Genomic DNA, 22,005 nt, shown 5'->3' with positions numbered 1-22,005 from the left:
GATGTCGCTTGCGCTTTCAACACTGCTGTTCGAGTGGCGCCGCTATATGGCGGCGGTCATGGCCCTGGCCCTTTCGGGTCTGCTGGTCCTGGCGATGACGGGTGTCTTCATCGGCATCGGCAAGGGGTTCACCGCGACCATCGAACGGTCGAACGCCGACGTGTTCATCATGCAGCCCGGGGCCAAGAGCCTGATCGGCGGACCGTCGGGCGTGCCGCGTCGCTTCATTCCCCTGGCCTACAACCATCCCGAAGTGGTCGAGGTCATGCCGCTGGACGGCGACGGCGGCACCTTCCAGAACATCAAGAACGTCGATCCGACCAAGAGCCAGGCCGACAACGCCAGCCAGGGCGCGGCGCGTCAGAAGTTCGTGCAGGCCAGCATCATCGACACCCGTCCGGGTTCGGTGACGATCCCGACCGACTATTCCCAGGAGCTGGTCGATGCGCTTCGCCAACCCTACACCGTCGCGGTGGACGAGACGGCGCTGACGACCCTGGGCGTCAAGCTGGGCGACAAGGCGCTGTATAACGGCCAGACCGTTACCGTGGTCGGCGTGACGCGCGGCTATCCCAACATGATGCAGCCGGGCGTGGTCATGTCGCGCGACACCCTGCGGATGCTGGGCCAGGCGTCCACCGGCCCGCGCGTCGGCCCCCTGATGGTCAAACTGCGCGATCCGGCCCGCGCGCCCGTCGTGGTGGCTCAGCTGAACGCCATGGGCGCCGGCCAGTGGAAGGCCTGGACCAAGCAGCAACTGGCCGACGCCAACGCCGGCGCGATGTTCGAGGAAGGCATTCTGGTCATCATCATCGGCGGCTGCGTCGTGCTGGGCATCATCATCGGCGTCGCCATCACCTGGCAGACCCTGCGCGGCGCCATCATGGCCAATATCAAGGAATTCGCCTCGCTGCGCGCCCTGGGCGTCAGCATGGGCAGCCTCCGCCGGATCGTGGTCGAACTCAGCTTCTGGGTCGGCGTCGTCGGCGTGATCGCGGCCATCGTCCTGACCTGGCTGGTGTCGTTGCTGGCGATGATGGGGGCGGTGATTATCGCCCTGCCGCTGTCTTTGTTGATCGTCGTGGGGATCGGCCTGATCGCCATCGCCATGGTGTCGGGCCTGCTTTCGCTGGGCATCCTCAAGAACAGCCAACCGGCGGACCTGCTGCGATGACCGACATGAGTTCTGGGCATACAAAGGTTCACGGCAAGCACGGCGACTTCGCCATCGAGGCCAAGAGCCTGGTCAAGCGGTTCAAATCCGGCAAAGCCTGGGTCGAGGTGTTGAAGGGCGTCGATTTCGACGCCAGACACGGCGACCTGACCATGGTCATGGGGCCGTCCGGCTCGGGCAAGTCCACCCTGATCGCGGCCCTGTCCGGCCTGCTGAAACCCGAAGAGGGTCGAGTGGACGTGCTGGACGTGGACGACCTGTGGAAACTGTCCTCGGGCCGGATCGACAAGTTCCGGCTGGATAACTGCGGCTTCATCTTCCAGGGCTTCAACTTGTTCCCCGCACTGACGGCGCTGCAGCAGGTCGAGACGGTGCTGAAGTTCCAGGGGTTGACCTCCGGCCAGGCCAGGAAACGCGCCACGACCGCGCTGGAAGAAGTCGGCCTGGGCCATCGCCTGCACCAGCGGCCGGCGGCCCTGTCCGGCGGCGAGAAGCAGCGCGTCGCCATCGCCCGCGCCCTGGCCAAGGATCCCAAGATCCTGTTCGCCGACGAACCGACCTCGGCTCTGGACGGCGAGAACGGCCAGGTGGTGATCAAGCTGCTGCGTCGCGCCGCCACCGAACACGGCGCCGCCGTGATCTGCGTGACCCACGATCCGCGCCTGGAGGCCTGGGCCGACCGGGTCATCCATATCGAGGACGGCAAGATCCTGGACGACCAGCGCCGCATCCCCGATCCGAACGCCATCCTGGCGTCCCACTAACCGACACGACGAATTCTCCTCTTAGGACGACACGCCAATGCCCGGCTTTCTGAAGAAAAAACGCACCTGGATCGGCCTGCTGCTGGTGATCGTGCTGGTGGTCGGCTTCATGCTGTTCCAGTCCGCCGCCAAGACCAAGAAGGTCGAGCAGGAGAAGGCGGCGGCCACCAAGGTCGAGAGCCCCTATGCCGCCATCGCCAACGGCAAGGTCGATGTCGAGGGCGGGATCATCCAGATCGCGGCCCGTCGCGGCGGCATCGTGCGCGACGTTCTGGTGCAGGAGGGCGACCGCGTCGTCGCCGGCCAGATCCTGGCCCGCCAGGAGGACGACGAGGCCCGGCTGGCGGTGCAAAGCGCCCAGGCCGCCGTGTTCCAGGCCGAGAGCCAGCTGGCCCAGATCCGCGTCGATATTCGCACGGCCCAGCGCGAACGCGATCGTCTGCAACGGCTGGTCGCCACCAACTTCGTCGCCGCCCAGCGCATGGACCAGGCCGAAGACCAGATCGCCACCGCCCAGGCGCGCCTTGGTTCCCAGACCGCCGCCGTCCAGACCGCCCGCGCCCAGTTGAACCAGGCGCGTTACGATCAGGAACTGACGATCATCCGTGCGCCCAGCGACGGCCGGATCGTGCGCCGTTACGCCAACCCCGGCGCCGGCGCCTCGACCCTGAATGTCTCGAACATGTTCGACCTGGAGCCCGACGCCCCGCGCATCGTCCGCGCCGAGGTGGTCGAGAGCGACCTGCCCAACCTGACCGATGGCCAGGCCGTCGAGATCAGCCCCGAAGGCGACGCCACCAAGGTCTATATCGGCGCGGTGATGCGTCGTGCGGCGGTGTTCGGCGCCCGCAAGCTGGCCTCCGACGATCCGTCGCAGCGCACCGACGAGCGGGTGGTCGAGGTGGTCGCCTCGGCCGGCGACGCACCCCTGCTGATCGGTCAGCGGGTGCTGGTCAAGTTCATGAAGCCCGGCGAGACCGCCGGGGCCAAGCGCGCCGTCGCCGCTGGCGTCGGTCCCAACCAGGCGATGCGCACCCAGTAGAACGCGAGTGCATCAGCGGCCGGTGAAATCGCCCGGCCGCTTTTCCAGCACGGCGGCGACGCCTTCCTGATGATCCTCGGTCAGGTGGGCCAGGGCCTGCATGGCCGCCGACATCTCCAGCATCTGATCGAAGGTCGTGTCGCGCCCCTGGCGCAACAGGGTCTTGGCCATGCGCAGGGCGTGCGGCGGCTGGGCCGCGACCTGGGCGGCGGTGGTCAGGGCCTCGTCCATCAGACTGTCATGGGCGACCACGCGATTGACCAAGCCCCATTCTGCGGCCGTCGCGGCGTCGATGGATCGGGCGGTGAACAGCATCTCGGCGGCGCGGGCATAGCCGATATTGCGCGGCAGCAGCCACGACCCGCCGTCGCCGGGAATGATGCCCAGCTTCAGGAACGGCACGCCGAAGCTGGCGCGATCCGAAGCGATCCGGATGTCGCCCAGGCCGGCGATGTCGCAGCCCAGCCCCATGGCCGGCCCGTTGACGGCGGCGATCAGCGGAACCTCCAGCCCGTACAGCGACCGCACGATCCGGTGGACGACACGACGATAGCGTTCGTGGATGGCGGCGCCCGACCCCTCGAACAGGTCGCGACGGTCGCGCATGGCCGTCAGGTCTCCGCCGGCGGAGAAGGCCCGCCCTGCGCCGGTCAGGACCACGCAGCGTATCGACGGATCGGCGTTGACCCGCTCGCACGCCGCCGCCACCTCGTCGCCGTCGGTCAGGTCGGGCAGGGCGTTCAGACGCGCCTCGCGGTCCAGCGTCCAGATCAGGATCGAACCCTGGCGGTCTTCGGCGATCAGGCCCATGTGTCGTCTCCGTGTTCGCGTCCGTCATCGGCTGCGAACGCCGCGTCAGGCAAGTCCGGAATTGCAAAAGCCCCGGCCGAGACCGGGGCTTTTTCCAGGCTTGGGCCGAAAAGGGCCGTCAGCGTTTCTTGATCGTATAGGGTACGAAGTTCGACGGATGGCTGACCACCCGACTGGAGTTCGACGGCATATGCCGACTGTTGACCAGCATCCCGCCCCAAAGGGCGAAGGACATCATGGCGTGTTGGAGGTTACGCTCCTTATCGTTCATCTTGGCGTCTCCTTTCGCAGAACGATGAAAAGAGACGCGTCGTACCAATGGGATTCCACCGTCAGTCGTTTCGCGTCATGAGGCAATATAAGACGGTTTCGTGAATTTGCAAATTTATTCGTCAGGAGTCGGAGTGTATTTCGCGTCCGTGTCACAATGAGCGTCCCCATCCCGAGCAGGCCGGGACCGCCCAAGGCCATCGCCACGCCTTGCGTCATGGTCTGCGTCGTCGATGGCGAGAGCGGCCTGTGCCTGGGCTGTTTCCGAACGTTGAAGGAGATCGCCGGCTGGCGCGCGCTCAGCGACGACGAACGCGCGGCGGTCATGGCCGACCTGCCCACGCGGCGGTCTCAGGTTGATCCGGCCAAACTGGGCTAGCGCGGTTCGGGGTTTAAGCTTTCGTCAGCCACGTCGTTTCACGGCATCCAAACGCTGGCGCCTTAGACCGGCGACATGGCTCGTATCGATTTCCAGTCCGTCATCGTGCTCGGCGTCGCCCTCATGGCGTCGTTCGGAACGGCGCTGACGATCCGGCATCTGGAGGGGGACGGCGCGGCCCAGGCGGCGACGCCCGTGGTCGCGGCTTCGACCGCCTCGGCGTCAGGCACGGACGCCCAGGTGGTCAAGGGCGCGGATGGTCACTACTGGGCCCAGGCCAAGATCGAAGGTCGGGCGGTGCGGGTGCTGGTGGACACCGGCGCCAGCGTCGTGGCCCTAACGCGGGCGGACGCCCTGCGCCTGGGCGTCGATCCCGAACCGGCGGATTTCACCGGCCGCGTCCAGACAGCCTCGGGCGTGGTGCGCGCCGCCCCGGTTCAGCTGAAATCGGTCTCGGTCGCCGGGGCGCGGGTGGACGAGGTCGAGGCGCTGGTCGTGGAGCAGGGCCTCGAATACTCCCTGCTGGGCATGAGCTATCTGGGCCGGTTGTCGGCCTTCGAGGCCACGCCGGTCGGTCTGACGCTGCGGCCCTAGAGATCCTTCATCTGGCGACGAGCTTCGCTGAAGTACTGCCAGCCCGTCCACAGGGTGATGATGGCGGCGAACCAGATCAGGAAGATGGCGAAGGATTCGAACGCCGGCTGCCAGGCCAGCGGCGAGCCGTCAGGATTCTGCAGGCCCAGGGCGTCCCACAACAGGGTCAGCTGAAGGGCGGCCAGAGCGACCATCTGAACCGTCGTCTTCCACTTGGCCGCCAGGGTGACGGGCAGCTCGATCCGCCCGGCCATGGTCTCGCGCAGGGCGGAAACCGCGAACTCCCGGAACAGGATCAGACCGCAGGGCAGGGCGATACCGGGCAGCGAACCCGAGGCCAGAACGCCCAGGATGGCGCCCGTCACCAGCACCTTGTCGGCGATCGGATCGAGAATGGCGCCCCAACGCGTGGTAGAGTTCCAGCGTCTGGCCAGGAAGCCGTCGACCCAGTCGGTCGAGGCGGCGATGACGAAGATCCAGAAGGCCCAGACGCTGAAACGCCCCTGGGTTTCCGGCGAAAGCCAGGCCTCCAGCGCGCCCGGCGCCGCGCCGGCCATCATGGCGAACATCACCACCCCGGCCACAAGGCGCAGGCCGGTCAGGATGTTGGGGATGGGATTGGCGCGGTGGGCGGCTGTCATGGTCATGTCCGTTTCAACGCGCCGGGTGTGACACGGTTCGCCGGTCAGGCCAACGGTTCGAACCGGGGCTTGTCGGTCATGACGGTCAGGGCGCCCTCGGCGATGCCAAAGTGCAGGCCGCTGAGCTCCAACTCGCCCTTGGCCTCGCGCTCGGCGATCCAGGGGAAGGTGCGCAGGTTTCGGATCGACAGCCGGACGATGGCCTCTTCGGCCGCGCGCTCCAGCTGATCCGGCGCGACGGTCTCGGCGACGTGCTGGACCACGGGCGTGCCTTGCGCGACCCAAGGGGCGACGAAGTCGGCGCAGCTATCCGGCGCGCCGTTCAGCATGGCGTTGACCCCGCCGCAGTGGGCGTGGCCCATGACCACGATCCGTTTGACGTTCAACACCTTGACCCCGAACTCCAGCGCCGCCGACACGCCGTGCAGGCGACCGTCAGGCTCGTAGGGCGGCACCAGATTGGCGACGTTGCGGACCACGAACAGCTGGCCCGGGGCGGCGTCGAAGATCAGGGCCGGATCGGCGCGGCTGTCGGAACAGGCCACGATCAGGGTGTGCGGCTTCTGCCCCTGGGCCAGGGCCTCATATTCGGCGTGGGCCGTCGGCCAATGCTCGGCCCGGAAACGGCGATAGCCGGCGGTCAGTTCGTCTTCGATATCGCTCATGCTGCGCCTGTAGCGCTTTGAGCGCCGCCGATAAATCGTGTATACGTGTCTATACGAAGGAGCGCGCCATGGCTGTCACCAGTCGAACATTCCGCAGCGGCAACAGCGACGCCGTGCGCCTGCCCAAGGAAATCTCGTTCGGCCCCGGCGTCGAGGTCGAGATCGAGCGCAAGGGGGATGTCGTGACGATTTCGCCCAAGCAGAAGTCCGTCAAGGAGATGCTGGCCAAGCTGCGCAGCCTGCCCAAGCCTTCAAGCATCGGGGTCCGCCACGAGGTCGAAATACCGGAACGGCCGGGTCTCTAGGCATGGCCTATTTGCTCGACACCAATGTCGCCATCCACCTGCGGGATGGCGATGCGCTGATCGATGCGAAGGTGGATGCCTTGGACCCGCCGCTTCTGCTGTCGGTCATAAGCCGCGTAGAGCTTGAAGCCGATCTTGGCCGTCCGGACGTGAACGCCGATGACCGGCGCGCCAGGCTCGACGCGTTGCTGGACGCCGTACCGGTCCTGCCGTTCGGGTCAGCCGAGGCGCAGGCTTATCGCGCGATCGTCGAGATCTGCGGCTTCTCGCGTCGCAAGGTGCTGGATCGGATGATCGCGGCGCAGGCGATCACTTCGGGCGCGACCCTGGTGACCTGCAATGCCGACGACTTTCGCGACATCCCGGGTCTGACCCTGCTGGAATGGTGAGGCGGGTCAGCTCTTCCTGAAGAAGGCGTGGATGCGTTCGGCCAGGGGCTGGTTGATGCCGTCCACCTTGACCAGGTCCGACACCGAGGCGCGGCCGACGCCCTTGGCGGAGCCGAAGGCGTGGAGCAGGGCCTTCTTGCGGCCGGGGCCGACGCCTTCGATCTCGTCCAAGGGGTTCTTCTTGATGTCCATCGAGCGTCGCTTGGCGTGGGCGCCGTTGGCGAAACGGTGGGCCTCGTCGCGCAGCCGCTGGAGGTAGTAGAGGGCCGGGGACTTCAGCGGCAGCATGAAGGGCGGCTTGCCGGGCATGAAGAACTTCTCCATCCCCGCATCGCGGTCCGGCCCCTTGGCGACGCCGACCACGGCGATGTCGTCCAGGCCCAGGTCGGCCAGGACCGCCAGCACCTCGGCCAGCTGACCCGCGCCGCCGTCGATCAGCAGCAGGTCGGGGCGGACGGCGTCCTCGCCCTCTTCCTCGTCCTTGACCAGGCGGGCGAAGCGGCGGCGCATCACCTCGCGCATCATGCCGTAGTCGTCGCCGGGGGTCAGGTCCTCGCCGCGGATGTTGAACTTGCGATACTGCGACTTCTGGAAGCCGTCGGGGCCGGCCACGACCATGCCGCCGACCGCATTGGTGCCCTGGATATGGGCGTTGTCGTAGATCTCGATCCGCTCGGGCCGGGTTTCCAGGCCGAAGGCCTCGCAGACCTCGTCCAGGATCTTGCCCTGGGCCGAGCTTTCGGCCAGGCGGCGGCCCAGGGCCTCGCGGGCGTTGGTCAGGGCGTGATCGACCAGGGCCAGTTTCTCGCCGCGCTGGGGCCGGACGATCTCTATCTTGCGGTCGGCCTTCATCGAGAAGGCCTCTTCCAGCAGCTCCAGCTCGTGCGGGCGGACGTTGGACAGGATCAGTCGCGGGATCGGCTTGTCCTCATAGAACTGGCCCAGGAAGGCGGCCAGGATCTCCGGGTCAGTGTCGGTCTTGTCCACGCGCGGGAAATAGGCACGGCCGCCCCAGTTCTGGCCGGCGCGATAGAAGAAGACCTGGACGCAGGCCTGGCCGCCGTCGGAGTGCAGGGCGAAGACGTCGCCCTCGGCCACGCTGTCGGCGCTGACGGAGTTCTCCATCGAAATGGCGGACAGGGCGCGGATGCGGTCGCGGACGCGGGCGGCCTGTTCGAAGTCCATGGCGTCGGAGGCGGCCTGCATCTCCTGCGACAGGCGGCCGATGACGGCGCGCGACTTGCCGCGCAGGAACTGTTCGGCCTCGGTGACCAGTTCGCCGTAGTCTTCAAGGCTGATCAGGCCGGTGCAGGGGGCCGAGCAGCGCTTGATCTGGTGCAGCATACAGGGCCGGGTGCGGGTCTCGTAGACGCTGTCCGAACAGGAGCGCAGCAGGAAGGCCTTCTGCAGCGTGTTCAGCGTTCGGTTGACCGCCCAGGTCGAGGCGAAGGGGCCGAAATAGTGGCCGGGGGTGACATGGGCGCCGCGATGCTTCTTCACCTGGGGCGCGCGGTGGTCGCTGCGGATCATCAGTTCGGCGAAGGACTTGTCGTCGCGCAGCAGGACGTTGAAGCGCGGCTTCAGCTTCTTGATGAAGTTGGATTCCAGCAGCAGGGCCTCGGTCTCGGAGGCGGTGACGACCAGCTCCATCGACCGGGTTTGGGCCACCATCAGGCCGATGCGCTGGGTGTGGAAGCGCCCTTGCGCATACTGGACGATGCGCTTCTTCAGCGACTTGGCCTTGCCGACGTACAGGCACGACCCGTCCTCGCCGTACATGCGATAGACGCCCGGCTTGTCCGGCGCGCGACGCGCCTCGTCGGCGATCAGGGCGGCGGCCGTCAGGTTCGAATCGAGCGTCTCCTCGGTCATCCGGGGGGATATAGGCTCACGACCGCCGAACCAGAAGGACGCCCGCCAGAACCAGGCCCACGCCGGCGATGCGGCCGATGTTCAGCGGCTGGCGCGGCACGCCTAGGGCGCCGAAATGGTCGAGGATCAGGCTGAGCAGCAGCTGGCCCCCGACCATCAGGGTGATGGTCATGGCCACGCCCAGGCGCGGCACGCCCCAGGCGGCGGCGACCACGAAACAGGCGCCGTAGACCCCGCCCAGCCAGGCGTACCAGGGCAGGGCGCGGGTGGCGGCGAAGTCCGGCCGCGTATGCATCAGGGCGGCCACGATCCCCAGCACGGTCGTGCCGACCGCGAAGGAGATGAAGGCCGCGTTGACCGGCGAGGCGACCGCCGTGGCCAGTTTGGCGTTGGTCGGCGCCTGGAGGGCGGTGGCGCCGCCGGCCAGGATGACGACGAGGATGGCGAGCAGGGACGGGTTCATGGCCCCTGGCTAGCACGGCTTTCGCCGGATGCGGAGGGCGGCTTGAGGCGGCCGGCGCGACGCAGACGGCGGCGCTCGGCGCGGTTCAGGGGTTGAGGGGCGGGCGGCGTCAAAACAGGGTGCAATCTGTGCACTTCGTCCAGTTCGGACCCGGCGTCGTCGAAAACGGGGTGCAAAGTGTGCACTTCGTCCAGATCGTCCAGATCGGACGCGGCGGGCGAAAAATCAGAGTGCAATCTGTGCACATTCTGGGTTTCGGCGGGCGTTTCGGGCGCGATGGACGACAGGGTCTCGAAGATCTTGAGCCAGCGCAGGGCCTCGGTCGCCTCGCCGTCCATCAGCGACAGTTGCAGGCGACGCCGCGCCGACAGGGCCATGGCCGACAGGTCGATGTCCTCGATGTCCTCAAGCTCGACGGCGGGATCATACATGTCGGGATCGTCCTGATCCTGTAGTCGCCAGCCCGCCTTGCGGGCGCGAACGCGAAAGGCCGAGAGGCCCAGGTCGTAGCGGCGGCAGACGACCCGCGCCGGCTCGCCCGCCAGATAGTCGTCGCGGGCCAGGTCCCAGACTTGCTGCGAACGGACGCGATAGACGGGGGCGGCTTGGGTCATGGGCGGACGCTGGCACGCGCCTGCGTCAGATGCGGACGCACACGTCTCCTCCCCACAGCGTTGGGAGGGGGACCGCGTAGCGGTGGAGGGGCTCTTGAAGTCCCACAGGCGCCGGTGATGCGGTGCAGAACCCCTCCGTCACGGCGCGAAGACGCGCCGCGCCACCTCCCCGCAAAGCAGGGAGGAGACGGCGGCGGGCCTCACCAGTCGGGATCGACCGGGGCGCCGTCGAAGATTTCGGCCAGACGCGCGCGACAGCCCCGGTTCGTGTCGGCGGGCAGGTCGGAGGGCGAGAACCAGCCGACCTCGGCGATCTCGCCATGACTGGTGCGCTCGCCCCGGTCGAAGTCGTCCAGGCGGAAGACGACGACATGGTCGCCGGGAAAGAAGCGGTCGTTGGAATGGATCGAGACCAGGCGCGGCGCCGACCGCGCGATCAGCCCGGCCTCTTCGTGCAGTTCACGCACCACGGCGGCCTGGGTCGTCTCGCCCCGATCCACCCCGCCGCCCGGCAACCACCAGCCGGCCAGATAGGTGTGCCGGACCATCAGCACCCGCCCCTCCGCATCCACCGCCACCGCCCGCACGCCCAGCGTCTTGCCGCGCGTCAGCCGCGACCAGGCGAAGAAGAGCGGGCGGGTGAAGGGTTCGACGTGGATGCGCCAGATCATGGTTTGTCCGCCGTTGGCCGTAATGTGTGGCGCGACGTTCGATCATTTTTGAGGGCGGGAGGGAAGGGGCTGGGGCGGCATCATGGGCGAGGGACGCTTTTCGCCACCAGCAGCCGGATCAGACGGCACGCTAGGTTAGTAGAGCGTCTGTTTCGAGTGGGACATATGGGGCGGCTATACGCCAATGAATATTTAGAGCGCTCTTTGCTAGAGCGCCTTGCAAATGGAATTTGCCAGACTGAAGACTGTCCAAGTCTGAAAGCGCTGGTCTATAAGTTTCCTCCCCTTGGGTCTCGGATTGAGCCAGTGGCCATTGAAGTGAAGCCCGTGAACAGACAGTCCAGAAGACGTGCAGTTCGGCGTCGGGAAAAGTTGGTAGCCTCCGGCAACATCGCTTCCGCTCGGATAGACCCGGAAAAACAGCGAGTGGTCTTTACCACCAAGGACATGATCCTGAACCAGCTCAGTCGCGACGGGCCAAAAATCCGGCGCTCGTTTGACCAAGTTTCTCGCAACGACCTCGCCGCTTGCAGCGCACTTTTTGGGGCGGCCCAAGGTCTCGTCACACGGCACCTGCATCGTCTCGACGACGCGGGGTACAAGGCAACCGTCTCTCGCCTATTCTCAAGCGCGTCATATACTTATCTGGCGAGCATTGAAGTGGCACGGCACGGTTACCGCAGGCAGTATGGTATATTGGCTCGAACGTTCGTAGAAACGATCGCTACGATAATTGCGTTAAGCCATGTCCCGACTGCGTTGAATGAGTTCCACGCGGGAACCCTGAGGTCGACCAAGTGCATCGGCTGGGCGAGTAAGGTGCTCCCCCCACTCGGTCGATACTACGGCATGTTGAGCGAAGAGTTCGTGCATGTTGGCCCCACCCACGCCGCCTTTGAGCAACTATCGCCCTACAGCCCAAATGATCAGGCTTTGAGCTTCATAATCGGCAGCCTTAGAGGCGGAGTGTGGATGCTCTATCTGGCGGCCGAGCTGGCGTTCCACGATGAAGTGCAATTTCCGAGGTACTGGAAAGCTGCGGGGGGCGGCGTAGCTTACGACCCCTCAGATGAGGAACGTCAATGGATGTCGGACTTCCTCGGTTTGACGAACTTCTAGCCACTTGCTTGAAGTGCGGTCGGGACTCGACTCTTGGTTGCGCCTGTCTCTAGCTGTTCACAGGAGGGGCCATGCCAAAGCAGCCAGGTTACGTGATCTTTATCGACGAGGCGGGTGACCCAGGCATCCGATCCGTCGCACCGGCCGCGCCTAAAGGGGCATCAGAATGGTTCACCATGGGTGCGCTTGTTATCGACCAGAGTAGGGACGCAGAAACGGTCGCCTGGGTCAGAGACATCAAGGCTGCAGTGAATCAGAACCAGAAGCCGTTCTTTCACTACAAGGACGTTCTTCCCGGAGACCGACGGCGCCTTGCTTGTGAATTGTTGGCCGATAAGCCGTGCCGCCTATTTGCAGTGGTATCCCATAAACCCAATATGAGCGGCCACGAGAACACCCGCGCTGACCGGCGTAATGGCCAGTTCCAGTTCTACAACTGGGTACTTCGCGTATTGTTAGAGCGGGTTACCCACTGGATTAGAGTTCGGTCTCTAGCCGATCACGGCGAGGTTCGCCCGGCGCGGCTGGTGCTCTCGGCCACAGGTGGGCTGCGCTACACACAGATGCTCGCTTACCATGAGCTTCTGAGGTTGCAGGGCGAGAGAGCCTATCTTAATGCCCGTACCATTGCATGGGATGTTCTACATTCCACCTTGTACGAGCCAGTCCCCGCTCGAACTAACGCGGGGGTGCAGCTAGCCGACATAGTCGCGAGCGCATTTTACCAAGCAGTCAACGTGGACGGCAAAACATGGGACCTTGCACCAGCTCTCGCGCTTAAACCTAAGGTCTGTCGAACGCAGGCAGGGCGGGTAGAGGACTGCGGCCTTACTCTGATGCCTCTCAAACGTAGCGATCGTCGCCTTGATGCGAATCGCCGACAGATTTTCGATGCCTACGGATTCAAGCTCTGAGAAGTTGGCGGGCCCGGCCTTCTTTACACCAGCGCGCCTTATAGGCTGCCATTCAGCGACAACCGTCCGACTGATTGCTCCTCGCGACCTGCCGAGAAGCGAAGGGTGTTCCGACGTTCCCGCCGCTAATGAAGCTGCTCTGATCCCTGCAGGATATCAAGCTGGATTGTTTCCGTTCGGTGTGCATGCGGCGGGTTAGGTGAGAGGACGCAGCAAAGGCATATTGAGCCGGATTGACTATGAGGCGCTCCCGCCCTCAATCCCGTCATTTCACATCTTTCACCGATCCGTCCCCGCTTGAACCCCGCCTCGGTCCGCTCTAATCGGGGACGGACAACAGGAGCATCCCATGCTGGCTCTCGGCATCATCTTCGGCTTCGTCGCCGTCATCGCGGCTTTCAATGCGTTCGAGTTCGGTCGGGTTGACTGACGCATCTCGCGGCGTCGCCCTGGTCACGGGCGGGGCGCGGCGGATCGGGCGGGCCATTTGTCTGAAGCTGGCCCAGGCCGGGTTCGACGTGGCGATCCATCATCATGCGTCGGGCGAGGACGCCCGGACCCTGGCCGACGAGATCGCGGGCCTGGGGCGGCGGGCGTGCCTGTTGCAGGCGGACCTGACGGACGAGGCCAAGGTGCGGGCGCTGGTTCCGGCGGCGGCGGAGGCGCTGGGGCCGGTCGGCGTGCTGGTCAACAACGCCTCGGTGTTCGAGGACGACCGGGTCGGCGGCCTGACGCGCGACAGCTGGGACCGGCATATCGAGACCAATCTGAGGGCGCCCATCGTGCTGGCCGAGGCGTTCGCCGCCCAGGCTGTCGAGGGGGCCATCGTCAACCTGCTGGATCAGAAGGTGCTGAAGCCGGATCCGCGCTTCTTCTCCTACAGCCTGTCGCGCAACGGCCTGTGGTGGGCGACGCAGACCCTGGCCCAGGCGCTGGCGCCGGGCATTCGGGTCAATGGGGTGGGGCCGGGGCCGACCCTGCCGTCCATCCATCAGACGCCCGAGGAATTCGCCGCCGAGGCGCGCGCCACCCTGTTGCAGACGCCCGGCAGCCCCGAGGCGGTGGCGCAGGCCGTGCTGTGGCTGATTGACGCCCGCATGGTGACGGGCCAGATGATCGCCGTCGACGGGGGCCAGCACCTGGCCTGGCGCACCCCCGACATCCAGGAGTAGCGCGTGGTTGCATCCTCTCACGTGACGCCGTTTCCGGCGGAAGAGCCGCTGCGTTTCGAGCGGCTGAGCGTGTTCGTGCGCGGGCTGGAGGTCGAGGCCGGGATCGGGGTCTATGACCACGAACAGGGGCGGCTGCAGCGGCTGGTGATCGATGTGACGCTGGAGCTGGAGCCCCGGCCCATCGAGCGGCTGGGCGACACCATCAACTATGAGACCGTGGCCAATGCGGCGCGCGCCATCGCGGCCGAGGGGCATGTGGGGCTGGTCGAGACCTTCGCCGAACGGCTGGCGCGGGCGTGCCTGGAAGACGGCTGCGTGCAGCGGGCGACGGTGCGGATCGAAAAGCCGGGGGCGCTGGTGGGCGTGATCGCGCCGGGGTGCGAGATCGTGCTGGGGCGGTAAGGGCGGTTGCGTCGAAACTGACGGACGGCCATTGTCGCGACCTTGAGTCCAGCCGGGCGTCCGGCGTGTGAGAAGCGATGTTCATGGCCGAGCCCGGCGATCCGAAAGACCCTGCGGTCCCCAACGACGATCACGATCACGACGCCCAGGTCGGCTTCGTCTCGCCGGCGTCGCTGGCCGGGCGGGCGCGGGCGCCGGAGCCGGTCGCTCAGAATGCGCGCGAGCCGGACCTGTTCGATCCGCCTGAGCTGGAGCCGGGGCCGGGGCCGTTCGACCTGTCGGGACAGATGACGCGGCCGACGGCGCCGTTTGCGCCAAGGCCTGAGCCGAGCGTGGAGACGCCCGTCGCGCCGACGCCCGTGACCCGCACGATGCGCGAGCAGATGACGACCGACGCCGCGCCGCGCCGCGAGGGGCCGGCCGTGCCGATGCGGCTGTATGCGATCTATGTGTTGATCCTGCTGGCGGTGCCGACGCTGGGCGTGTCGTGCCTGGTGGCCTTGCTGGCGGTGATGCGGCGCGACGGGGCGACGGATGCGCTGGAGCACAGCCATGCCGTCTATCAGCAGCGGACCCTGTTCGGGACGGTCGCTGCGGCGGTCGTCGGGGCGATCCTGGTGGTGGTCAATATCGGCGTGCTGGTGTTGTTCGCCCTGGCGATCTGGGTCCTGGCGCGCGGCGCGTTCGGGGTGCTGAAACTGAAGAGCGGTCAGGCCGTTCCCAATCCTCGCAGCTGGCTGTTCTGAAGGACCGACGATGACCAACGAACCCAATTTCATCGCCGGGCGCGAGTCCGAGGGCAAGGTCGGGGCGCTGATCGCCTGGGCGTTGTTCATCCTGTCGATCCCCAGCGCGAACGTGCTGGTGCTGGTCGGGCTGGTGGTGTCCTATGTGACGCGCGGGACGGCGACGGGCGTGGCGCGCCAGCATATCGACGCGCAGATCGCGCTGTTCTGGTCGGTGTTCTGGTGGACGATCGCGGCCTGGGTGGGCATCGCGATCAGCGCCCTGGCCTCGCTGGTGCTGATCGGCATTCCCTTCCTGCTGCTGTTCCTGCTGGCCTGGTTCCTGCTCAGCGTCTGGTTCACGATCAAGAGCGTGATCGGCCTGCTGAACCTGCTCAACAACAAGCCGATCTGAGCCTTACGGAACGTCCGTGCGGTCCCGGCGGTTGATCCGTCAAAGGAGAGACGCATGGGACAGTTCAAAGACGTCGAAGGCGACAACCGGTTCGAGCAGGCGTTCGACGACGACAAGGGTTCGGGCCTGGTCTGGGCCGACTATGCCGTGAAGGGCGACGCGCGGATGATCCTGCATGTCGAGGCGGAACAGTCGCTGCGCGGATCGGGCGCGGCGGGACGGTTCATGCAGGCGATGGCCGAACATGCACGCGAGACGGGGCTGAAGCTGTTTCCGCGCTGCAGCTATGCCGTCGCTTGGCACAAGCGGCATCCCGATTACGACGACGTGTTGGCGTAGGGGCGCGACGTTTTTAAAGGCTCGTCATCCTCGCCCTTGTGGCGAGGATCCAGACTCCCGGTGTTTGGCGTTGCGCTCTATCGGATGGACCGGGAGTCTGGATCCTAGGCACAAGGCCTAGGATGACGGAGGTTGGGGTGAGGGTTGCGCGTGCGCGCCTCAGCCGCCCGAATAGCCGCCGATGATGGGCAGGATTTCGCCGGTGATGAAGCTGGACATCTGGGGCGAGGCCAGGAAGACGTAGGCGGGTGCGATCTCTTCCGGCTGGGCCGGGCGTTTCATCACCGTCTGGGCGCCGAACTGGGACGTGTCCTCGGCGTCCTTGTCGGCGGGGTTCAGCGGGGTCCAGACCGGGCCGGGGGCGACCACGTTCACGCGGATGCCGCGCGGGGCCAGATGGGTTCCCAGCGAGCGGGCGTAGGCGTGGATGCCGCCCTTGGTCAGGGAATAGTCCAGCAGATCCTTGTTGCCCTGAAGCCCGGTGACCGAGCCGGTCATGACGATGGCGCCGCCGGTCTTCATGTGCGGGACCGCCGCCTTGGTCATGTTGAAATAGCCGTAGAGATTGGTCTTCAGCGTGCGGTCGAAATGTTCGTAGGTCAGGTCCTCGAAGGCGTTGACGTGTTCCTGGAAGGCGGCGTTGGGCACCAGGACGTCCAGGCGGCCGAAGGCGTCCAGCGTGGCCTTGACGGCGGCGTCGGCGAAGGCGGGATCGGACACGTCGCCTTTCAGAACGACAGCGCGGCGACCCTCGGCCTCGACGGCGGCCTTGGTGGTTTCGGCGTCGGCGTCCTCGTCGAGGTGGCAGATGACGACATCGCAGCCTTCGCGGGCGAACAGGACGGCGACCGAGCGGCCGATGCCGGAATCGGCGCCGGTGATCAGGGCGGCGAACCCGTCCAGCTTGCCCGAGCCCTTCCAGAAGGGGGCGTCGTACATGGGCGCTGGATCGAGCGCGGCCTCGTCGCCGGGCTTGGTCTGATGCTGTTTGGGGAAGGGCGGCACGGGGTAGGGGCGGGCGCCGGCCTGGACCGCGCCGGACGGTTTGTCGTCGCCGGCCGCCTGATCCTTGGCGTCGATGTTGCGCTGGATGGCGCGTTCGTGGTCGGCGACATCGTCAGCGCGTGCGTGGATTCGGTCGTCCATGGGGGTATCTCCTGAAGGCGAGGTCTTCAGGAAGCGGACGAGGGCGCCGGTCGTTCCGACGGCTCAGGTTGGGTTTTAGCCGACGCGGTGGACGATGGTCTTGATGGTCTCGGCCTTGGTCGGCAGGTCGGCGGCGAGGCGCGAGGCGATCTCGCGGGCGCCGACGGGATAGGCGTCGCCGCCGTCGGCGATGGCCTTGGCCTTGGCGGCGGCGTCGAGGAGCAGCTTCTCCAGCGCCTCGATCTCTTCCAGCGCCAGGGAATGCGCCTCCATCTGAAGGCGTTTGACGCGGTCGGCGGTGGTCTCGGGCGCGCGCATCAGATCATAGACGGCGGATTCGCTCTCGACGATCCGCAGGTCGGGCTTGGTGTCGGCGCTGGTCTTCTTGGTCATGGAATCGGGTCCACAGCAGGAGCTGAAAGTCGAAGGTGAACGCGATCCCGTCGCACGTCGAGCTTGGCCGTAACGGTTGTGGCGACACTGTGGCCGCCACGCATCGGTGGCTTAAAGCTCGGGCGCGCGGGCCGGGACCATGGCCGGTGCGGCGACGGGGGCCAGGACGCCGCCGGCGACCGCACGCAGCGGCGAGCGCGGCGTGTGCAGGACGGCGGGATTGACGCTGACGCCTTCCTGGACCGGGGTGACCAGATAGCCCTTGGCGGCCAGGGCGTCGCCCGAACGGACGCGCGAGGTCCAGACGACGATGGGCGCGGCCAGCAGCAGCGGCAGGACGATCGGGGCGAACCAGGTGGCCAGGTCGGGGCGGACGCACAGCGGGATCATGAAGCCGACGCCGACGATCATCTGCCAGCGCATGGCGCGGAAGGCGTCGGACCAGGCCAGGCCGTCGGCCTCGCGCTGCTGGGTCGACCAGCCGGTGTCGTGGCCCGAGACGATCTGGATGAAGGCCTTGGTGTTGGCGACCATCAGGATGGGGGCCAGGATGGCCGACAGGGCGATCTCGGCCGCCATGCCCTTGGCGATGGCGCGGCGGCCGCCGAAGGCGCGCAGTTCGGCCGGACGGCTGAGGACCAGGGCGGCGCCCATGAACTTGGGTCCGATCAGCAGCACGCCCGACAGGAAGGAGGCCAGCATGAACGGCGTGAACTGGGGGTTCAGGATGTAGAAGAAGCTGGACCAGTCGACCGGATAGAACATCTGGATGAACAGGCCGACCATCAGCGACGCCAGCCACAGGGGCGACGACAGATAGGCCATGCAGCCCATGGCCAGCTGCAGGCGGCTCATGGGCGACAGGCCCTTGGCGCCGATCAGGCCCAGGTGCTGAAGGTTGCCCTGGAACCAGCGGTGGTCGCGGCGGATGAAGTCGGTGATCGACGGCGGGGTCTCTTCCCACGATCCGTCCAGGGCGGCGGTGACGTGGACGGCCCAGCCGGCGCGGCGCATCAGGGCGGCCTCGACGACGTCATGGCTCATGACGTGACCGCCGAAGGGCTTGCGACCCCTCAGGTGCGGCAGGCCGCAGCAGGCGGCGAAGGCGCGGGTGCGCAGGATGGCGTTATGGCCCCAGTAGCTCGATTCCGAACCGGTCCAGTAAGCGAGACCCGCTGCGGCGACGCGGCCGTACAGACGCACGCTGTACTGCGACACGCGGGCGAAGATGGTGCGGGCCTTGATGATGACCGGGGCGGTCTGGATCAGGCCGACGCCGGGATTGCGTTCCATGGCGTCGACCATGCGCAGCAGGGTCTCGCCGGCCATGGTGCTGTCGGCGTCCAGGACGATCATGTTCTCATAGGCGCCGCCGAAACGACGGACCCATTCGGCCAGGTTGCCGGCCTTGCGCTCGGCATTGTCGGTGCGGCGGCGATAGAAGGCCTTGGAGTTGGCGGCCATGCGGAACGACTGGAACACCGAACGCTCGTCGGCGGCGGCGTCTTCCTTGGTCGAATCGCTGAGCACGAAGATGTCGAATGCCGAGGACGCGCCCAGGCGGGCCAGCGAGCCGTCGATCATCGCCAAGCGGGCGAAGGAGGCGCGGGCGTCTTCGTTATACAGCGGCATCAACAGGGCCGTGCGGGTGCGCGGCAGGGGCGGGTGCGGCGAGAAGGCCAGGTCCGCCTGGTCCTTGCCGCGCAGCATGACGAAAAGACCCATCAGGCCGCTGATGAACCAGCAGGAGATGGCGGTGATCAGCACCATGAAGATGCCGAAGGCCAGGATCTCGGTCCCGTCCCAGCCCTTGCGGGCATACAGGTAGAAGGGGGTGATGGCCGACAGGCTGGTCAGGGCGATGGTGCCGGCCAGCAGCATCATGCGGCGCATGGCGACGGTGCGCGGCGAGGTCGCGGGCGTCACGTCGGCGACGGCGTCGGGCGCGCTCAGAGACTGAACCGGCATGGCCAGCGGCGCCTCGTCGGGCAGCCACGACCAGCTCGGCGTGTGAGCGCCGTGGATCGTCGTCTCGATATCAGCCTGTTCGACAGGCCGGATCGCCAGCTTGTTCATGCCGCTCTGGACGCCCCCGTGTGAACCGGATGTCTTCCCGAGGGCTGGGGAAGACGCGGAGTGCTGCACTGCAACACGACCTGCATAATCGATCACATTCGCGCGATTTTCAATCACGCAATGTTGATAGGGCCAAAAAAAGAGGGGGAAAATTTACAGCGAGGCTTCGAACGCGGCGGAAGACGGGCGCGGGGCCGGCGATTCCGTGGCGACTGACAGCAGTTTACGATCCAGAGCCCAGGCCGCAACCCCCACCCAGCACACCAGGACGATGGCGTAGATACGCTCCCACCAGCCGACATTGGCGTCGTTGACCGTGCCGGGGAGGACCAGATGCTTGGTCAGGACCGTCAGGATCGCCATGACCACGAAGGTGACGGCGAGGAAGATCTTCAGGCGCGGCAGGTCGCGGCGCCGGGCCAGGCCCCACAGCAGAAGGACGGGGGCCAGCTGGATCCCCAGCGCCAGGTTGATGACCATGTGGCGCGGATCGGGCCAGGGCCACAGGGTCGAGGCCGACATGCCCGCCCCCGCCAGGACGAAGACCACGGCGATGACGACCCCGGCGACGCGCGCCCCGGTGAGGGCATAGACGGCGAGACCGAAACCGACGCCCGCCAGCGCCGCCATGACCCCGGCGACGAAGACCCCGCCGTTGAAGATCATCGGCGCACGCGCGGTCGCCCCGCCCAGTTCGCTGAGATACTGGGTCGCATTGTTGAAGCCGGGGTAGGCCAGGATGGCGGCGGCCACGACCGTCAGGGCGAGCAGGGGGGCGGCGACGCCCACGCCCAGCAGGCGACGACGGCGGTGATAGCGCAGCCGGGGCTTGAGCAGGGCCTGGAGATCCAGCGGCCAGGGCCGGTCGTCCAGCGGCTTCAGCCCCCACAGCGGCCGGATGACGGGAATGCGCCGCACGACCTCATAGACCGCCAGACTGCCGACGAAGGTGATGGCGATCAGGGAAAGCAGCTCGACCGCCGCCGGGAGATTGGCCGGGCGGATGATCCAGACGGCCGCCACCAGCACCGTCTGGTGCGCCAGGTAAAAGGGGAAGGTCGCCTGGGTCAGGTAGTTGAGCGCCGGCCCGCCCCGGTCGCGCAGATGTTTCGAGCCGAAGCCCAGGATGGCGACGATCACCGCCCACTGGTCGATGCCATAAACGACCGCCTTGGGCACGCCCCAGAAGGCGCGGCCGCCCGGGTGCCAGACCTGGGCCATCATGATCGGCAGGGCGACGGCGGCCAGGCCCAGGGCGATCCAGCGATAGCGCTCCATCGTGCGCCACAGGCCCTCGCGCCGGACGATGCTGAAGCCGAACAGAAAGGCGCCCAGCGACAGGGCGTGATTGTACCAGTCGTTGTGCAGGGCGTTGGTCAGGCCGAACCAGGGGAACAGGCCGATGCGGATGGCGATCAGATACAGGATCGGCAGGATCAGCAGCCACGGCCCCCTGAGCGTCTTCTCAAGTCCGTCGCCCAGCCGCTCGATCAGGCCCGGCACGCGCCACAGCAGGACGGCGACAAGGCTGTAGACCGCGATATAGACGATGAACCACAGGTGGTTGACCGGGACGCCGTCGGCGAGGCCGCTCCAGCTGAACTCATGTCCCAGCCAGGCGACGTAGCCCGAGACCCCGCCGGGCCAGCCGCCCTTGTCCATCGACTCGATCCAGGACTGGATCGGCACCAGCACCAGCGCTCCGAAGATCAGCGGCGGAACCAGGCGCGCGAACCGGGTGCGGGCGACCTGGCGCGGGGTGCGCCGGAAGGTCATGAACCGCAGCGCCGCACCCGACACCAGAAACAGCAGGGTCAGCCGCCAGGGATTGGTGATCAATACGGCTTCGCGCATCCACGCGAAGGTGTGGGCGCTGTGGATGTGCCAGTCGTAGACCCCGTAGACCAGGCCCACATGATACAGGATCAGCAGGCCGAACGCGCCGACCCGGATCCAGTCCAGATCATAACGGCGCACGGACGGGGATACGGACGGGTTCACGGCCGCGTCTATGATCCGGGGACGCGGATCAGGCAAGACGCCGGATGGACGCGGGGCGGGATCAGGCGGCGGCCAGCGGCCGGACCCGGATGTCCTGTTCGTGGGCGCGGGCCTTGGACAGGTCATGCCGGGCCTGCATCCGCATCAGGGTGTCGGCGCTGATGCCGAACAGTTTCTCGAACCGGATGGCCATTTCGGCCGACACGCCCGCCTTTCCGTTCAGCAGATTGCTGGCGGCCTGACGCGTCACGCCCAGCGCCTCGGCCAGGGCGGTGACGCTGATATCCCTGGGCGTGACCAGTTCGTCGCGCAGCCAGGCGCCGGGATGAACCGCGAGGGTGGAATGAAGTCGGATGGCCATCAGTGATAATCCTCCAGGTCCATGTCCTCGATGCCGAGGGCCGCATTGATGCGGAACGTCAGCCGCCAGTTCCGGGTCAGAATGAGAGACCAGGTTCCTGTGCGATCTCCCGTCAGTCTGTGGGCGCCGAAATTGGGCGGGATCAGCAGTTCGTCTTCCGTCGCGATCGCGTCGATATAGGCCAGAATGTTGGTGATCCGGCCGATCAGGGCCCCGGACAGGCCCTTGGCCTTTCCGGTCTCCGCGAACTGCCGCAGCGCCTTGTGTCTGATGCTGTCGATCTGCACAG

At 66.6% G+C, this 22,005-nt stretch carries 28 protein-coding genes; 14 read left to right on the top strand and 14 right to left on the bottom strand.

Features of this window, described 5'->3' with window-relative positions:
* Position 1: 1 nt before the first annotated feature.
* The 3 genes from ACP69V_RS10690 to ACP69V_RS10680 are packed head-to-tail and all read left to right on the top strand — an operon-like array spanning position 2 to position 2,980.
* Positions 2-1,174 carry an ABC transporter permease gene (locus ACP69V_RS10690; protein WP_426023803.1) on the top strand — a complete coding sequence of 391 codons (1,173 nt, stop codon included), beginning with the start codon at positions 2-4 and terminating at the stop codon, positions 1,172-1,174.
* A 5-nt stretch (positions 1,175-1,179) separates the two neighbouring features.
* Positions 1,180-1,938, top strand: coding sequence for an ABC transporter ATP-binding protein (locus ACP69V_RS10685; RefSeq protein ID WP_426017983.1), 759 nt, complete (start codon positions 1,180-1,182; stop codon positions 1,936-1,938).
* A gap of 37 nt (positions 1,939-1,975) precedes the next feature.
* Positions 1,976-2,980, top strand: coding sequence for an efflux RND transporter periplasmic adaptor subunit (locus ACP69V_RS10680; protein ID WP_426023802.1), 1,005 nt, complete (start codon positions 1,976-1,978; stop codon positions 2,978-2,980).
* Positions 2,981-2,992: 12 nt separating this feature from the next.
* Here ACP69V_RS10680 and ACP69V_RS10675 read toward each other — a convergent pair whose 3' ends face one another.
* Together ACP69V_RS10675 and ACP69V_RS10670 are read right to left on the bottom strand one after the other, a co-directional pair.
* Positions 2,993-3,790 carry a crotonase/enoyl-CoA hydratase family protein gene (locus tag ACP69V_RS10675; protein WP_426023801.1) on the bottom strand — a complete coding sequence of 266 codons (798 nt, stop codon included), beginning with the start codon at positions 3,788-3,790 and terminating at the stop codon, positions 2,993-2,995.
* 118 nt (positions 3,791-3,908) lie between these two features.
* Complete coding sequence (locus ACP69V_RS10670; RefSeq protein WP_167762455.1) at positions 3,909-4,061, bottom strand: hypothetical protein; 153 nt, start codon at positions 4,059-4,061, stop codon at positions 3,909-3,911.
* A 156-nt stretch (positions 4,062-4,217) separates the two neighbouring features.
* Here ACP69V_RS10670 and ACP69V_RS10665 point away from each other — a divergent pair, with 156 nt between their 5' ends.
* A complete protein-coding gene (locus tag ACP69V_RS10665; RefSeq protein WP_426023800.1) occupies positions 4,218-4,439 on the top strand; it encodes a DUF1289 domain-containing protein in 222 nt (73 codons plus the stop codon).
* A 75-nt stretch (positions 4,440-4,514) separates the two neighbouring features.
* Entirely contained in the window at positions 4,515-5,033 is a 519-nt protein-coding gene (locus ACP69V_RS10660) for a retropepsin-like aspartic protease family protein (RefSeq protein ID WP_426023799.1), read from the top strand.
* Here ACP69V_RS10660 and pgsA read toward each other — a convergent pair.
* Together pgsA and ACP69V_RS10650 are read right to left on the bottom strand one after the other, a co-directional pair.
* The gene (gene pgsA, locus ACP69V_RS10655) at positions 5,030-5,674 is read right to left on the bottom strand and encodes a CDP-diacylglycerol--glycerol-3-phosphate 3-phosphatidyltransferase (RefSeq protein WP_426024057.1); all 645 of its coding nucleotides are present in this window, start codon (positions 5,672-5,674) and stop codon (positions 5,030-5,032) included. The two genes, ACP69V_RS10660 and pgsA, sit on opposite strands and share 4 nt — an antisense overlap.
* Before the next feature lie 44 nt (positions 5,675-5,718).
* Positions 5,719-6,339 (bottom strand): carbonic anhydrase, encoded by a 621-nt coding sequence (locus ACP69V_RS10650; RefSeq protein WP_346495010.1) that lies wholly within the window; start codon positions 6,337-6,339, stop codon positions 5,719-5,721.
* Between the two features lie 68 nt (positions 6,340-6,407).
* Here ACP69V_RS10650 and ACP69V_RS10645 point away from each other — a divergent pair, with 68 nt between their 5' ends.
* Together ACP69V_RS10645 and ACP69V_RS10640 are read left to right on the top strand one after the other, a co-directional pair.
* Entirely contained in the window at positions 6,408-6,644 is a 237-nt protein-coding gene (locus ACP69V_RS10645) for an antitoxin (RefSeq protein WP_409714150.1), read from the top strand.
* A gap of 2 nt (positions 6,645-6,646) precedes the next feature.
* Positions 6,647-7,033, top strand: coding sequence for a PIN domain-containing protein (locus tag ACP69V_RS10640; protein ID WP_426023798.1), 387 nt, complete (start codon positions 6,647-6,649; stop codon positions 7,031-7,033).
* 6 nt (positions 7,034-7,039) lie between these two features.
* On the opposite strand, the gene uvrC is transcribed toward ACP69V_RS10640, so the two are convergent.
* From uvrC to ACP69V_RS10620, 4 genes are all read right to left on the bottom strand, one after another.
* Positions 7,040-8,905, bottom strand: coding sequence for an excinuclease ABC subunit UvrC (uvrC, locus tag ACP69V_RS10635; RefSeq protein WP_426023797.1), 1,866 nt, complete (start codon positions 8,903-8,905; stop codon positions 7,040-7,042).
* Positions 8,906-8,921: 16 nt separating this feature from the next.
* Positions 8,922-9,368, bottom strand: a complete 447-nt coding sequence (locus ACP69V_RS10630) for a DMT family transporter (protein ID WP_135193410.1) — start codon at positions 9,366-9,368, stop codon at positions 8,922-8,924.
* Positions 9,365-9,982 carry a hypothetical protein gene (locus tag ACP69V_RS10625; RefSeq protein WP_426023796.1) on the bottom strand — a complete coding sequence of 206 codons (618 nt, stop codon included), beginning with the start codon at positions 9,980-9,982 and terminating at the stop codon, positions 9,365-9,367. The genes ACP69V_RS10630 and ACP69V_RS10625 overlap by 4 nt, the downstream gene beginning before the upstream one ends.
* 200 nt (positions 9,983-10,182) lie before the next feature.
* Positions 10,183-10,653 (bottom strand): NUDIX domain-containing protein, encoded by a 471-nt coding sequence (locus ACP69V_RS10620; protein WP_426023795.1) that lies wholly within the window; start codon positions 10,651-10,653, stop codon positions 10,183-10,185.
* A gap of 306 nt (positions 10,654-10,959) precedes the next feature.
* Between ACP69V_RS10620 and ACP69V_RS10615 the strand changes: the two genes are divergently transcribed.
* The 7 genes from ACP69V_RS10615 to ACP69V_RS10585 all read left to right on the top strand — a co-directional run bounded on the left by ACP69V_RS10615 (position 10,960) and on the right by ACP69V_RS10585 (position 15,739).
* Positions 10,960-11,772, top strand: a complete 813-nt coding sequence (locus tag ACP69V_RS10615; protein WP_426023794.1) for a hypothetical protein — start codon at positions 10,960-10,962, stop codon at positions 11,770-11,772.
* Between the two features lie 92 nt (positions 11,773-11,864).
* Positions 11,865-12,686: a DUF3800 domain-containing protein gene (locus ACP69V_RS10610; protein ID WP_426023793.1), complete on the top strand. Its 822-nt coding sequence runs from the start codon at positions 11,865-11,867 to the stop codon at positions 12,684-12,686.
* Positions 12,687-13,108: 422 nt separating this feature from the next.
* A complete protein-coding gene (locus tag ACP69V_RS10605) occupies positions 13,109-13,858 on the top strand; it encodes an SDR family oxidoreductase (RefSeq protein ID WP_426023792.1) in 750 nt (249 codons plus the stop codon).
* A gap of 3 nt (positions 13,859-13,861) precedes the next feature.
* Complete coding sequence (gene folB / locus ACP69V_RS10600; protein WP_426017966.1) at positions 13,862-14,260, top strand: dihydroneopterin aldolase; 399 nt, start codon at positions 13,862-13,864, stop codon at positions 14,258-14,260.
* Between the two features lie 83 nt (positions 14,261-14,343).
* The gene (locus ACP69V_RS10595; RefSeq protein WP_426023791.1) at positions 14,344-15,006 is read left to right on the top strand and encodes a hypothetical protein; all 663 of its coding nucleotides are present in this window, start codon (positions 14,344-14,346) and stop codon (positions 15,004-15,006) included.
* 10 nt (positions 15,007-15,016) lie between these two features.
* Positions 15,017-15,400, top strand: coding sequence for a hypothetical protein (locus ACP69V_RS10590; RefSeq protein ID WP_425982625.1), 384 nt, complete (start codon positions 15,017-15,019; stop codon positions 15,398-15,400).
* A gap of 54 nt (positions 15,401-15,454) precedes the next feature.
* Positions 15,455-15,739: a GNAT family N-acetyltransferase gene (locus ACP69V_RS10585; RefSeq protein ID WP_425982628.1), complete on the top strand. Its 285-nt coding sequence runs from the start codon at positions 15,455-15,457 to the stop codon at positions 15,737-15,739.
* A gap of 159 nt (positions 15,740-15,898) precedes the next feature.
* Here ACP69V_RS10585 and ACP69V_RS10580 read toward each other — a convergent pair whose 3' ends face one another.
* The 6 genes from ACP69V_RS10580 to ACP69V_RS10555 form a co-directional block, all read right to left on the bottom strand.
* Complete coding sequence (locus tag ACP69V_RS10580) at positions 15,899-16,885, bottom strand: SDR family oxidoreductase (protein ID WP_426023790.1); 987 nt, start codon at positions 16,883-16,885, stop codon at positions 15,899-15,901.
* A gap of 75 nt (positions 16,886-16,960) precedes the next feature.
* A complete protein-coding gene (locus tag ACP69V_RS10575; RefSeq protein ID WP_346495020.1) occupies positions 16,961-17,278 on the bottom strand; it encodes a hypothetical protein in 318 nt (105 codons plus the stop codon).
* A 111-nt stretch (positions 17,279-17,389) separates the two neighbouring features.
* Entirely contained in the window at positions 17,390-19,354 is a 1,965-nt protein-coding gene (gene mdoH, locus ACP69V_RS10570; protein ID WP_426023789.1) for a glucans biosynthesis glucosyltransferase MdoH, read from the bottom strand.
* Positions 19,355-19,507: 153 nt separating this feature from the next.
* Positions 19,508-21,355, bottom strand: a complete 1,848-nt coding sequence (locus ACP69V_RS10565) for an acyltransferase family protein (protein WP_426023788.1) — start codon at positions 21,353-21,355, stop codon at positions 19,508-19,510.
* Between the two features lie 61 nt (positions 21,356-21,416).
* On the bottom strand, positions 21,417-21,716 hold the full coding sequence (locus tag ACP69V_RS10560; protein WP_426023787.1) for a HigA family addiction module antitoxin: 300 nt from the start codon (positions 21,714-21,716) through the stop codon (positions 21,417-21,419).
* Positions 21,716-22,003 (bottom strand): type II toxin-antitoxin system RelE/ParE family toxin, encoded by a 288-nt coding sequence (locus ACP69V_RS10555; protein WP_426023786.1) that lies wholly within the window; start codon positions 22,001-22,003, stop codon positions 21,716-21,718. The genes ACP69V_RS10560 and ACP69V_RS10555 overlap by 1 nt, the downstream gene beginning before the upstream one ends.
* Between the last annotated feature and the right edge of the window lie 2 nt (positions 22,004-22,005).

Origin of the sequence: Brevundimonas sp. PWP3-1b1, assembly GCF_049896065.1 — a bacterium.
Lineage (GTDB): Bacteria > Pseudomonadota > Alphaproteobacteria > Caulobacterales > Caulobacteraceae > Brevundimonas > Brevundimonas intermedia_B.
This window is presented reverse-complemented; position numbering and strand designations above follow the sequence as displayed.

What these genes read in the sequence shown, in the direction of transcription:
- ACP69V_RS10670 (WP_167762455.1), bottom strand. Translation starts at nt 4,061, where the DNA reads ATGAACGATAAGGAGCGTAACCTCCAACACGCCATGATGTCCTTCGCC.
- ACP69V_RS10680 (WP_426023802.1), top strand. Translation starts at nt 1,976, where the DNA reads ATGCCCGGCTTTCTGAAGAAAAAACGCACCTGGATCGGCCTGCTGCTG.
- ACP69V_RS10660 (WP_426023799.1), top strand. Translation starts at nt 4,515, where the DNA reads ATGGCTCGTATCGATTTCCAGTCCGTCATCGTGCTCGGCGTCGCCCTC.
- ACP69V_RS10685 (WP_426017983.1), top strand. Translation starts at nt 1,180, where the DNA reads ATGAGTTCTGGGCATACAAAGGTTCACGGCAAGCACGGCGACTTCGCC.
- ACP69V_RS10560 (WP_426023787.1), bottom strand. Translation starts at nt 21,716, where the DNA reads ATGGCCATCCGACTTCATTCCACCCTCGCGGTTCATCCCGGCGCCTGG.
- ACP69V_RS10590 (WP_425982625.1), top strand. Translation starts at nt 15,017, where the DNA reads ATGACCAACGAACCCAATTTCATCGCCGGGCGCGAGTCCGAGGGCAAG.
- ACP69V_RS10595 (WP_426023791.1), top strand. Translation starts at nt 14,344, where the DNA reads ATGGCCGAGCCCGGCGATCCGAAAGACCCTGCGGTCCCCAACGACGAT.
- ACP69V_RS10640 (WP_426023798.1), top strand. Translation starts at nt 6,647, where the DNA reads ATGGCCTATTTGCTCGACACCAATGTCGCCATCCACCTGCGGGATGGC.
- ACP69V_RS10675 (WP_426023801.1), bottom strand. Translation starts at nt 3,790, where the DNA reads ATGGGCCTGATCGCCGAAGACCGCCAGGGTTCGATCCTGATCTGGACG.
- ACP69V_RS10630 (WP_135193410.1), bottom strand. Translation starts at nt 9,368, where the DNA reads ATGAACCCGTCCCTGCTCGCCATCCTCGTCGTCATCCTGGCCGGCGGC.
- ACP69V_RS10585 (WP_425982628.1), top strand. Translation starts at nt 15,455, where the DNA reads ATGGGACAGTTCAAAGACGTCGAAGGCGACAACCGGTTCGAGCAGGCG.
- pgsA (WP_426024057.1), bottom strand. Translation starts at nt 5,674, where the DNA reads ATGACAGCCGCCCACCGCGCCAATCCCATCCCCAACATCCTGACCGGC.
- mdoH (WP_426023789.1), bottom strand. Translation starts at nt 19,354, where the DNA reads ATGAACAAGCTGGCGATCCGGCCTGTCGAACAGGCTGATATCGAGACG.
- ACP69V_RS10645 (WP_409714150.1), top strand. Translation starts at nt 6,408, where the DNA reads ATGGCTGTCACCAGTCGAACATTCCGCAGCGGCAACAGCGACGCCGTG.
- ACP69V_RS10620 (WP_426023795.1), bottom strand. Translation starts at nt 10,653, where the DNA reads ATGATCTGGCGCATCCACGTCGAACCCTTCACCCGCCCGCTCTTCTTC.
- uvrC (WP_426023797.1), bottom strand. Translation starts at nt 8,905, where the DNA reads ATGACCGAGGAGACGCTCGATTCGAACCTGACGGCCGCCGCCCTGATC.
- ACP69V_RS10665 (WP_426023800.1), top strand. Translation starts at nt 4,218, where the DNA reads ATGAGCGTCCCCATCCCGAGCAGGCCGGGACCGCCCAAGGCCATCGCC.
- ACP69V_RS10580 (WP_426023790.1), bottom strand. Translation starts at nt 16,885, where the DNA reads ATGGACGACCGAATCCACGCACGCGCTGACGATGTCGCCGACCACGAA.
- ACP69V_RS10625 (WP_426023796.1), bottom strand. Translation starts at nt 9,982, where the DNA reads ATGACCCAAGCCGCCCCCGTCTATCGCGTCCGTTCGCAGCAAGTCTGG.
- ACP69V_RS10575 (WP_346495020.1), bottom strand. Translation starts at nt 17,278, where the DNA reads ATGACCAAGAAGACCAGCGCCGACACCAAGCCCGACCTGCGGATCGTC.
- ACP69V_RS10690 (WP_426023803.1), top strand. Translation starts at nt 2, where the DNA reads ATGTCGCTTGCGCTTTCAACACTGCTGTTCGAGTGGCGCCGCTATATG.
- ACP69V_RS10650 (WP_346495010.1), bottom strand. Translation starts at nt 6,339, where the DNA reads ATGAGCGATATCGAAGACGAACTGACCGCCGGCTATCGCCGTTTCCGG.